Raw genomic sequence first — 12,738 nt, forward strand, 5'->3', positions numbered from 1 at the left:
ACGGCGCAGGTCGACATCCGCGCGGTGGAGAACCTGTTCGCCGACACGGAGCGGTGGGCCCGCGAGTTCCAACGCGCCGATATCTCGGAGTTCGCGAGGCTGCTGCGCGAAGGACAACGGCTGCTGGAGACCGAGGCGATGCCCCGTGCGGCGCAGGGGGTCTTCGACGTGGTGGGAGGCGAACCGGGACGGCGCGTCGCGACCTTGGCGAGTCCGTACGGGGGACTGATCACGGTGGCCGGGGCCCGTCAGCTGCTGGGCCGCCTTGAGCGGCTGGGGGGCTGGGCTCAGGCAGCGGGCCGGGAGTTGGTGCGGCTGACGCGGCTGCCGGAGGTACGGCAGGCGCCGTGGTGGGAACGCGAACGTGCCGCACTGCTCATCGCGCGTGTGGGGGTGCTGGCGCAGGAGGCCGCGACGGTGGTGGCCGACGCTCGCGATGTGCTGGGGACGTCCCCGGAACCGGTGGACACCACGGACGAGGCGGCTGCTGATGACGGCGACGACGAACCGGAGTGGGACGAGGAGCCGCCGGAGAGCACGCAGGACTTGGTGGACGAGCCGCTGCAACAGGTTCTGCCCGGGCTGACGGCGAGAACGGGTTTGGCGAATCGAGTCGTCTTCGCGAGCGAGGGTGGTGAGGTGACCGCCGCGGTGACAGCGCGCCGCTACCCCTTCTCGGTCTCCTCCGCGCCGATCGAGCTGAGCGCGGATCCGCAGTGGCACCGGGTCCGTAGTGGCTTCGGCCGCATCCTCTATGTGTCGGCGACCCTCACGGTCGCGGGGTCCTGGGCCTTCGTTCGGCAGCGTCTCGGCCTGGGCGGCGAAGTGGATGGGATCGCGCTGCCGAGTCCGTTCGACGCCTCCTGGCAGGCCCGGCTGCTGTGTCTCTCAGATTTCCCGAGCTGGGCCGAGCATCCGCAGGCCGCCCACCGAACGGTCGCGCACCAGCTGGCGGGCTACGCGCGTGAGGTGGTCCGTGAACGGCACGGGGCCTTCGAGCACGGTGCGCTGGTGCTGACGACGTCAACGGCGGCGGCGGAGGCGGTGTCGGAGCGGCTTTCGGAGCAGCTGGCCGTGGACGGAGCTTCACTGCCGGTGGCGGTGGCGCCGCTGCTGGGCAACGCGCGAGCGGCGAGGGAGTTCCATGACCTGGGCGGCTTCTGCGTCGCCACGCGCGGCATGTGGCAGGGAGTCGACTTCCCCGCACGGCGGCTGGGCCTGGTATGGATCAACAAACTTCCGTTCGCACCTTTCGCGGACCCGATCATAGCCGCTCGGCGCGCGGCAGCCGCGGAGCGGGCGAGGGCGGCTGGGGCGGCCGACCCCGAGGCAGCCGCGACGCGTGAGTACTACCTGCCGCTGGCGGCGATGGATCTGCGCCAGGCCGTGGGACGGCTGCTGCGCTCGGTGGACCACCGGGGCGTCGTGGTGATCAGCGACCGCAAACTCGCCGGGACGACCGCCCTGCGCCGCGCCTACCGCCAGGTCTTCCTGGAGTCGCTGGATCCGGGGCTGCTCACAGCCGATCCGCTCACGGGCGAGGCGGCGGGTGGGAACATCGTGACGATGGCTCAGGGATGGGAGATCATCTGGCGCTTTCTTGCCGAGCAGGGGCGCCTGGACGCCTCGCGCGCACAGGAGTTGTGCACACCGCAGGCGTTGGAGGAGCACACGTTGCTGCCCGCCACGCGTTTGATTCGCCAGGCCGGGCTCAGTCCCGAGGAAGTCGTGCGTGCCCGCGAGGACGGGACGCTCCCTTCCCGGCTGGCCGAGCGTTGCGAGGCGGTCGCCGGACACCTGCGCTTCCAGGACGGCCCGATGACGTTGAAGCCCGAGCAGCATGCCGTGTTCCGCGCGGTGGGGGAGAACCGGGATGTGCTGGCACTGCTGCCGACGGGGTTCGGGAAGTCGTACACCTTCCAACTGCCGGCGCTGGTCCTGCCGGGCGTGACCGTGGTGGTCTCGCCGTTGGTGGCGCTGATGGCCGACCAGGCACTGGAGCTGTCGTCCGCGGTCGGCGGCGCGGTGCGGGCGCTGGTCGGTCCCATGGCGGAATCGAACAGCCGCGGCGGGAAGACGGAGGTAGCCGAGGAACTCCGCGGGACTGGTCGGCACGGCATCAAGCTGGTGTACGTCTCACCGGAGCGACTCGCCGATAGACGTTTCGCGGATCTGCTGAGGCAGGCCGCGCGCACCGGTGTTCTGGAGCGGGTGGCAGTCGACGAGGCGCACACGTTCGTGCAGTGGGGTGACGACTTCCGTCCGGGGTTCCGCCGCGTGGAGGTGTTGCTCCGCGAGTTGCGAGAGCGGTTCGGGGTGCGGGTCACGGCGGTGACCGCGACGGCGAACCGGCAGGTCCGAGCCGGACTCCGGGAGGGACTGTTCGGCCTGGAGGGCACGGCGGCGGGTGATGAGACTTTGGTGACAGTGCAGGCGTCACCGCTCCGTCCCGAACTGGCGGTCTACCGACGGACGATGCGGTCGGGCGGTCCTCAGGCCGTCGCTGGTCTCGTCGAGCGGGTCGCAGAAGCGTGCGAGGACCATGCGATCTTCTACTGCCTGACGGTGAAGGAGGTCGAGGCGCTCTACGCCCATCTGCGAGAGTTCGCTGTCCAGGGCAGCCAGCGCGTGAGGCGTTTCCACGGCCGGTTGTCGGAGGCGGAGAAGGCCGCAGTGCTCACGGAGTTCAAGGAAGCGCCGGGCCGGGGCGAGGACGGGTTCGCGCCGCTGCTGATCGTCGCGACGAGCGCGTTCGGGCTGGGGATGAACCGCCGCGACATCCGTTGTGTGTTCGTGGTGTCGCCGCCCACGGACTTGTCGGCGCTCTACCAGCAGCTCGGTCGTGCGGGCCGGGACCAGGCCGGGCGGGCGCAGAACGAGGTCGACGCCCCGTCGACCGGTATGGCACTCGGAACGGGGCGCGGGCTGCGGACCGTGGCCTGGCTGGCGGCGCAGGGCCTCTCACCCGATGTACTGCGTCGGCTGGGCCAGTCGGTGCTGCGAGCCGGTGTCTCCGGGAACCTCGACCCGGAGCGGCTCGCAGCCGACTGCATGGCCGCCGACCTCCAGGCGGGGCTGCTGCCGGCCCAGCAGGCTCAGCAGACCGCCGTGTGGGATACATACCGCACTTCCGTGGTACGCGCGCTGGCCGTCCTGGCCTCGCTGGACGCGCTCACCGACCTGGGGGACTTCCCCGAGCGCGTGCGGATCACGCCGATACCCGGCGCAGCCCGCCCCGTCGGCTCCGAATGGGGCCCGGCCGCGGCGGTGGTCGGCGATCTCGCCGAGCAGAGGCCCGGAAGCCACCAGGTGACCGATGTGTACGCGCTCCTTCGGGACAGCGCAGCGGGTCCGGTGGTGCCCGACCCCGCCGCCGCGTGGACTGCGCTCGCCGCCCTGCACGACCTGGGCGTGGTCGACGTCTCCCAGGCCGGTAACCGGCGCACCCTGACGGCGGTCCGGGTACCCGACGGCACGGCTCTGCCGGACGCCTTCGACGCCCGCATGCGCGCCGCCCGGGAACGCGCCCGCCAGGACCTCGCCGACCTGCGCGACTGGTACAGCGCCGCCGACTGCGCGACCGAGGCATTCAGCGTCTACTTCACCGGCAGCCCGCTCGGTGGCGACGGGCACGTGTGCGCGACCGCGGCGACCCGCTGCTCGGCCTGCTGGGCCACCGATGTCTCGGCCGCGAGGACACCGCGTCTGCTGCAGGCCTTGAACACTCCGCGGCCACGTCCGGCGGTGCACCGTGACGGCGAACCCTACCGGCGCGCGGCCGACCAGTGGATCTACGCCTTGCTCTGGGACAACTACCGAGGCCTGACACCGGCGATGATCCGCCGTGTGCTGCGCGGCGAGGAGACCTACCTCTCCCGCAAGGACGGTGTCCGCAGACCGCTGTGGCCGCGCCTGCTGTACCACCGGCTGCGCGGTGTGGATCCCGGAATCCACTCATCGGACGTGATCGCGGCCCTCCAACGCCTCCATGCGGACGGCCATGTGCTGCCCACCAAGGACGGGGCCCTGTGGCGGCTGCGCCGCTACGCCGATCGCCCGCCGCAGGAGGTGTGAGCATGCTGCCCCTGACTGAGCCGCCCGCGTGGGCGCCCTTCAACGACGAACCGCTGTTCGTACCGGAACTGTTGCTCGGCGCGGATCAGATGGATACGGCTGTCGCGGAACGTACGAGCCGCTATCTGCGCCAGGTCGCGGTCGCACGCGGCGGGGTCCTGCACCTCGCCTGTGCCTGGAACGCGCTGCACTTCGGCTTTGACCTCGCCCTCGGCGCTTACCACTCGGCGTTACTGGATCCGGAGTGCTTCCACGCGGTCCGTCCCGCCGCGGACGCGGCCCGGTCCGCGGTACCGGTCGGCGCGTTCATCCGCATCGAGCGCGGAACACGCTGGCTGTGGGCGGAGGCCGTGGGCAAGTTCGGCGCATCCCGGGAGTGTGACGACGACGGTTGGATGCCCGCCGCCCGTTCGGGCGACCGCGCCGGCTTCCTTCGTCCGGACGGCCTCTGGGAGCGCGAGGAGACCCTGGTCGTGGACACCGGCGCGTTCGGCCCGCCCTCCGCGATCGAGTTGAAGGAGACCGCCAGACTGCGCAGGTCCGGACTCCTCGACACGCGTGGGCACCTGACGTCCACCGCCCTGTATCAGACGCCTGAACTCCCGCTGCTCGAGGACGCGGCGTTCTACCAAAGGTATCTGCTCGGCGAAGCACGTCCTCTGCTGGCCACCGGTCCGCTCGCCGGGCTCATCGACGACCCTCACGACACCGACCTGTTGGACCTGGCACTCGCCGCGAGCTTCGAGACCATCGCCGATCTGCTTCGCCGTTCGCCCGGCCTGCGTACGTGGGGTCCGTACGCCGTGACCGCGATCGACACGGTCGGCCTGCCGGGCTCCACGGTCGACGAGGTCGCCCAGCGGGTCCACCGTGCGCGTACCGGCCCTCCGCGTTACACCGCGATCTGGCCTCTGCTGTGTGCCGCCGCCGACGCGGCAGGGGCACGGGACCTCACCGAGGGGACGAACGCGTTGGTCTCCCAAGCTGTCGTCAACCTCGCGATCGCCGACCGTGCGACCCAGCCCACGGCACAGGTCGACCTGCGTATCGATGACCTGTGGCAACAGGGCGGCATTTGGCGTGCACAGCAGCCTCCCGTTCCCTGGTATGTCGACGGCGCCGACCCGTTGGAACCGCTGGGTGTCGGACACCGCGAGCACACGGGCTCCCTCCCCGCCACACCGCCGGACCCGGAGGTGGCCCCAGTCCGGCAGGAGCCGTCAGGGGAGCCCTGCACCCCGCCGGAGGACACTTCGGCACCAGCCCTGCTGGAGGAGACCGCACCTGATGAACCCGTACCGGCCGTCGAGCATCTCGACGACAGCCTCACCGTCTACACCTGCTGTCTGCTGCCGCGCCACATCGATGACGGCACCCTTCCGCTGCCGACCATCGCCCGGGAGGATTTGCCAGACGGCCCGTTCATCCTCGAACTTCATCACGACGATGATGCGCAGGACCCCCGGGAACCACAGGAGATCGGCCTGACGGATGCAGGGTTGACCGGCGTGGCCTGGCCATGGTCGTTCTATCCCGGCATCAGACTTACCGTCACCGTGCCGCGCGGGGGACGTCGTCTGCACGCCATCACGGCCCCGCTGGACGAGCCCCTTCATCTCGACGGTCACGGCCCGTTCTCCTGGGACTGCGACATCGGCGTCCTACGACGCCACCTCGGCCTCACACCGCAAGAGCCGGAGCGGCAGCCCCCGGCTCCTCGACGGACGGGGCGCACCGGGTACGCCCCAGCGGTCGACAGCCTGTGTTCCCTCGTCGTCGCGGGACTGCGCCGCCACGGGACACCGGGCCTGTTCGACGCCCGCTCCATGCGGGGCGATCGACTCAGCGCAGCGCTGTTCGGACCTGGTCCCGTGCCGCCCCAGCTGATGTGGACAGTGATTCATACCTGTGAAGACATGGCCGACCGAGGGCTGCTGGAGCGCGAGACGGGAGCGGGCGAACCGGACCTGTTCATCTGGTGGCCGGGTGACAAGGCGCCCACAACGCGAATGCGTCCGGGCGCACTTGAACACCGGGTGCTACGAAATCATGTAAAAGCGCACTACGTACCACCTGATCGTCGTAAGCTCCCCTCGGGGCGGCAGGCAAGCGATCACGCACGAGTTGCCTATGCGCGGTGGCGCATCGAGATGCTCGGTCCGGACGCCGACACAACCCTCCCCGAGGGCTACACCTTCGTCCGCGGTCACCGGCGCGGCACCGAACAACCTCCCTCCTGGCACGACGACTTGAGCGGATGCACTTGAGGTCCACCATGACGCGACAAACATCGAACACGCCTCAGCTGCCCGAGCCGCCGGCCGACCTGGCCGAGAAGCTGTGCGAGGCCATCGACCGCCTGGGCAACCCCATCGGGGACGTACTCACCGCACTCGATGCCGCGGCCCTGCTCCAACTGCTGCAACGCGTACGCAACCGTGACCGCATCGCCATGCTCCAGACTCTGCGTGTGCCCTCCGCCAGGCTCAGTTCGCGGGCTGCCGAGCAGTGTCTGGCCACACTGCGCAAACGCAACGCCGATACGCAGAAGCGGGCTGCGGGCACCATCTCCCAGCCCACCATCACCGCGCTCGTCAGCGCTCTCCGAGAGCACGAGCGGCACGGCGGTGACCAGCATCTCGACGAGGCCGTCACCGCGTTCTCCGAGTCCCGTCCGGAGCTGTTGCTGGCCGCCTTCTCGGCTCCCCTCTGCTCACCCGGCCACACTGCCCTCCTGCGCCACGCCCTGCAGAGGTTCCCCATGCCCGCGTGGCCGAAGGAGGACGTGCAGAACACCATCGACGCCTGCTCCGCCCTGGAGCGAGCCTGGCTCTTTCTCATGCCCTATTCCCAGGACGTTCGCCACACGGAGACGGGGTCGTCACAGGCTGCGAACACCGACCTCGCACCTGACCGGTCGCCCACGGGAGGGGAGCCGGAACGCGCCGATTGGAGTACCCGGGCCGAGGACCTGAATGCGCTGCTCGTCTCTGCACGATCTGCCGCAGCGCGCGTCACCGCCCATCTGACGTCGGAGCGGGTGCCCGCCCACGACGACATCGCCGCCCTCACCGCTCTGCGGAGTGCCGCGCTCGAGGTGCACGAAGATCTCGGTACCCGGGTCTCCGTGGCCGTGCCGCCGGATCCGGCCGATATCCGGTCCTTGTGCGCCGCCGCCCGTACTGCCGCGGCCGAGCAGGCGCAACAGGCCGTAAATCGTGCGGCGTTGCTGCGTGTCGCCGCGCTCAAGGGCCTGTCCGGCAGCACATCCCTGGAGTCCGTCCGTGAACAGGCATTGCGGCTGCTCGACGCCCCCGCGGCCGATTCGGAGCATCTGCGGTTGCTCGTCGCGCTGGCGGATGCCCACGAGGGTGACGACGACTCAGCCGTCGATGAACTCTTTGCCTTCCTCAAAGAGGCACCCCAGGACGTCAGCAGCGTCGCCGCCCTGATCCTGCGCGGCAAGGTGACCGCACCGGACGGCTCGGCAGGCGACGCGGAGAAGCCGACGGTCGGTCCCCCCACTACACAAGTGCCCCCTCCACCTGCTGCTCCCGCCCCCGAATCCACCTCGGCAGAGTCTTCCGACGAGGTGCCCGATCCGGAGACGGCTCCACAGTCCGAAGCCGCTCCTGCCGCCTTACCCGCGGTCGTCCGCACCGAGCCCCCGTTGTCGGAGGCCACGGAGACCGAAGCGACGGAAGCCCTGGCACCGTCCGCCGCCGAGCGGGCGGTACCAGAGCCTGTTCCCGCGGAGATCGCGCTGATCACGCGTCTGATCTCCACCGGCGAACTCGCGCTGGCGGGACACGCGGCCCACGCCGCAGGCCGCCCTTCCCTCCAGCAGGCGCTGGAGACCCTGCAACTGGCGCACTGTGTACGTTCGGAGACGGGCCCGTGCGCCGGAGCCGTACGCGAGCGCATCGACCTGGAAATCGGTCACCCGAGCGTGACCGGTCAGGACGAGCGTATGTTGCTGCTTGCTGCCGCTCTCCGAGCAGCCCTCCTCACTGCCGACCCCAACGCCGGTGAACTGGTCAACGCCCTTGCCGCCAACTGCTCCGGCATGACACACCTTCAGCAGTTGTGCCGCGCGGTGGGGACGGCCTCCGCACGCGGCCAACTCAGCGCGGCAGAAGGCCTCAACGTCTTCGAGAGCATCACCGAGGCCGACACCGAGGTCAGCCGGGCTTCGGAGGACGCCCGCCTACACCTCGCCGCGCCGCGCCACCTCCACTTCCCCCGCGCAGAGGCGATCGTCCGCTCCTGGTGGGACGCCGACGGCCTGATCGGGTCACTGGTCGCGACGGCGGCCGACGACCTGCGCGACCGCGTCGACCAAGTCGCTGCCCAGGTGCGCCGGCTCACCGCTGCCGCTTTGGCCAAAGAACTCAAGGACATCGACAACCGGCTCCGCCGCAACAGTGCCGTACTGCAGGGTGCTGCTCGGCGCCGCATTCTTCAGTACGCCGCGGATTCGCTCGACATCGTCAACACCTGGTTGCTGGCCACCCGCAGCGCGGCCCGTAGCCCCTCGCCGAACAGTGTGCTCGCGAATCTCCGCCGTGACGTTCGCGCGCAGACCGACGACGCCTACACCGAATTGCGCGCTCATGCGGACACCGTCACCGAGCCCTTCAGCGCCGCCGTGGCCGAGACGGTCCTGGACAGCATCCGGACCACTACCCGGTTGCTGGACGGCGCTACGCTGCCTGGCGCCGAACCTGCGCCGGGCAGTGCGCTCAACGCCGACCTGCTGCGCTGCTCCCGTCTTCCGCTGACCAGGGCGCTGGAACCGGCGCGCGAGGTGACGTTGGACGACATCGCGCACGCTCAGACCCGTACCTGGGCACAGGCGGCACGTGACCAGGCGGTAGCCGGCAATTTCGCGGCGGCACGTGCGGCGGTGGAAGCGGCGGAAGGCGAGTCTGAGGACGACGACACCTCGCTGCGAGACGCCGTCGAGCAGGCCCGCGGCCATGCGCTGGCCACGGCACGCGCGACGATCGACGAGATCCGCAGCCTCGTGGCGACCGCCACCCGGCAAGGTCGCCTTCCCGAACCGGGCCGCTCCGATGTCACGGCACGGGTCGAAGCCGCTGAAACCGACCTGGCAGGCGACGACTTCAGCGCTGTCGACCGGCAGATTGACGCCATCAATGACATCATGCCCCGGCTTGCCGACCGAGCCAGGTCCGACCTCATGCAACGTGCCAAGGAGGAGATCAACAACGCGCAGGGAGGCGTCCCCGGCGACGTCATGACGAGAATCACGCAACTCGTCGACGCAGGGGACTTGGCGACGGCAGAGGACTACCTGCTCACCGCGCTCGCCGGAGAACACCCGCCCACCTCGGCACCGGAGAACGACCTCGAACAGTTCTTCCCTTCGGTGCCCGACAGCCTCCCCAAGGGCATCACACCGGAGCTCATCGAGGCCGTTGACGGCGGTGGCACGCACGCCGGTCTGGACTTCTCCCAACTGCGCACCCGCGAGCGCAATACCACTACCGAGACGCTGCGTGCCTGGGCCCAACTCCTCAGGAACTGGCGCACCCTCAAGAGCGGCAACCATCTGCTCCGCAGCGCACTGCGCATCGCGGGCATCGAGTACGGCAGCGAATACCCGGCAGGTCCGTACGCCCCCAACCGGAGGTGGATCGAACTCACCGATGTTCAGCTGCTGGGTGGATGTCGGCTCCCGGCCTTCGGCTCCGAGGCGGGCGGTCGACTGCGCGTACTCCTGACTCCCGACGTGTCGGACGTGACCACCCTGACTGCGTGGGCGGACCAGGACACCAGCACTCTGCCCATCCTCGTCGTCGTCCTGGGCACACTGCCCGCCGCCTCCCGTCGTGAACTCGCTCTGCAGACGGCCAAACAGCCCATGAAGCCCTTGCTGTGCCTGGATGCCGCAGCCGTGGCCTACTTGGCGTCCAAGGCCAGCAACCGGTTCACCACGACGGAGCGCATCCTCGCGCCGTTCGCCGCCACCAACCCCTATCGCCCCGACGCGAACGAGTCCGTCCCCAGCGAGATGTTCTACGGGCGCCAGCAAGAACTCAGCGACATCACCTCCATGACAGGCGCCCAGCTGCTGTACGGAGGACGCCAGCTCGGCAAGTCGGCGCTCCTGCGCGCCGCCGCACGCCGTTTCGAGACGACGCCGGGTCATGTCGCGCTCTACATCGCGTTGCCCACCACGCTCGGGCTCGGTCAGAAGACCGACGAGCTGTGGGACATGATCGGTCGTGAACTCGACCGCAAGGACATCGGCCCGCCGGTCCGGCAGGCCCGGCGTGGCACCGCGCAACACCGTGTCACCGCCGCCATCACCGCCTGGCTCGACGACGACTCTGCCCGCCGGCTCCTCGTCCTGTTCGACGAGTGCGACATCTTCTTCGATGCCGAGGCGCAGGAGAACTTCCCCCAGACGACGCGCCTGCGGGAACTCATGAGCAACACCAACCGCAGGTTTAAGCCCGTCTTCGCCGGCCTCCACCAGGTGCAGCGTTTCTCCGGCCTGCCGAATCAGCCTCTGTACGACGCCCACTTCGGCAAGCCCGTCGTCATCGGACCGCTGGCGCCGGCACCGGCCTTCCGACTCGTCCGACAGCCCCTGGAAGCTCTGGGAGTCCGGATTCCTGACGAGCTCATCCACCGGATCCTTGCCTATTGCAACTACCACCCCAAACTGCTTCAGCTCGCCGGGCAGGCACTCGTGCAGGCGTCTCTCAACACTCGCGTCAGCACGCCGCCCGCTCCCGGTACACCGCCGTGGCATGTCGACAACGCCGTCCTCGAACGGGTCATCGGGTCGCAGGATCTCACCGACCGCACGCGCAACACGATCAACCTGACCCTCGAACTGGATCCTCGCTACAAGCTCATCGCGCTCGTCGTGGCCCTCGAAGCGCACGCGGGCGGTGTCGATCACCGAATGCCCACCCGGGCGCTGAGCAGGGCCTGCGACGAATGGTGGCCGCAGGGGTTCACTGGCCAGGGCCCCGACGAGTTCCGCGCGCTGCTGGAGGAGATGACCGGCCTGGGGATCCTGGCCGGCGACCCGCAGGGTTGGCGACTGCGTTCTTCCAACGTCCTTCGCCTCCTGGGCAATCAGCATGCGATCGAGGAGGCTCTGGAGAACCACGACACCTCCAAGCCGCTGACCAAGCTCACCGCGGCCCAGGCGAGGCGGCCCATCACCGGCGACAGCCGCATCAGCCCGCTCACCGAACAGCAGCTCGCCCGCCTCACCGCTCCGGGAAATGAGCTGCGAATCGTCATCGGCAGTACCGCCACCGGCTTGGACACTGTCGAGGCCGTGCTTGAGGACCAGCAGAACAGGGCTCCTTCCAAGCTGGAACCCATTGTCTGTTCCAAATCTCGGCAGCGCTACAAGGACCTGCTCAGTACGGGTCGGCCCGGTCCTATGCACCGCATCGTGGTGGTGGAGCTCAGCCGTTTCAAGGATCTGGACAGGGCCAGGGAGAGCCTCCGGCAGGTGGAGACGATTCAGCCGCCGGCCGGTGTCACCCGGACCGTTGTCGCGCTGGCCGACGCCTGCAAGGCCGAGCATGTGGCGCTCGCGGCCGAGTTCGATCCCGACAACGTCCTGATCCCGCTGCGCCGGGTCACTCTCGAAGGAATCAGCAGTTGGGCCACGGACGTGGAGGCGCTCGAGCCCTTCGCGGAGACGGAGGCCCGTAACCGGCTCATGGAGGCCACCGGGGGCTGGCCGATTCTCCTGGACACAGCACTCCGACAGGCCCGACAAGGCCGCCGCGTTCTGGCGATCTGCAAGAACGTCCACGAGGCAGTCGCCACCGGTGATCTCGGCACCGCCCTCCTGGACGGGCTCGGGCTCACGTCATCCCCTGACATGGGCACACTCCTGACCGAGCTGGTCGCCTTCGACGAACCTCTGCCGTGGGACGACCTGGTGGAGCTCCTTCAGGGCTCCCACCCCGCACCGCAACGTGCCCTGGAAGAGCTGCGCATCCTCGACGTCCTCGCCCAGGACGACGAACAGCTTTACCAATTGGACCCGACGGTCCGCCGAGCCTGGCCACTGCAACAGCGCGTCAGAGGCTCGTCACTCGGGTGAGCATGGTTCCGGTGCCAGCAGTGGCGCCGGACCACCCGCTAGCCGTGTGGCGCAGCGTTGGTCGCTGTACAGAAGCAGGTGTTGGCATGTGTCCAGGCGGAGCGGTGGTGCCACAACTTGCGGAATCCAAGAGTGGTCACCGCGATCTGTAGAGGTACATCGGTCGGTAACAGCGCCGGGCTCCGGTCCGGCGGCTCACCGACCGCTTCTGCGAGGACCGGCCAGGTACGAAGATCCTCGAAGATCAAGATTTTCGACAGCGTCTCTCACTGCTGTCAGGCGCCGACATGTAGATGGGCTACCCAGAGGGGCGGCGTCAGAGGGAACTGGTTCTCTGGTCTCCCGGAATGAGTCGCTTGCCGTCCGCCCGGGGTGGCTGGAGGCGGCGTACGAACCAGTTCTTCACGGGGTCGGGGCGGTGTAGCGGTGCCAGGGCGGGGCGACTGGATCTTGAAGATCCGACTTCTGGTCCGCGGCTGGACCGGGGATGATGTCATTTGGGGGTTGTGTGGTGGCGCAGGGTGTCGAACTTGATGCTGAGTGTGTTTGTCGTGGGG

Annotated in this window: 3 protein-coding genes; all 3 read left to right on the forward strand. The window is 69.1% G+C overall.

Annotated elements, in window-relative coordinates; genetic code table 11:
- Positions 1 to 4,074: helicase C-terminal domain-containing protein (locus STRIP9103_RS27125; protein ID WP_048821060.1), on the forward strand; the 4,074-nt coding region annotated here is incomplete at its 5' end.
- A 2-nt stretch (positions 4,075 to 4,076) separates the two neighbouring features.
- Entirely contained in the window at positions 4,077 to 6,341 is a 2,265-nt protein-coding gene (locus tag STRIP9103_RS27130) for a hypothetical protein (protein WP_009324263.1), read from the forward strand.
- A gap of 8 nt (positions 6,342 to 6,349) precedes the next feature.
- A complete protein-coding gene (locus tag STRIP9103_RS27135; RefSeq protein WP_009324259.1) occupies positions 6,350 to 12,181 on the forward strand; it encodes an ATP-binding protein in 5,832 nt (1,943 codons plus the stop codon).
- Positions 12,182 to 12,738: the final 557 nt, after the last annotated feature.

The organism is Streptomyces ipomoeae 91-03 (genome assembly GCF_000317595.1).
Classification (GTDB): Bacteria; Actinomycetota; Actinomycetes; order Streptomycetales; family Streptomycetaceae; genus Streptomyces; species Streptomyces ipomoeae.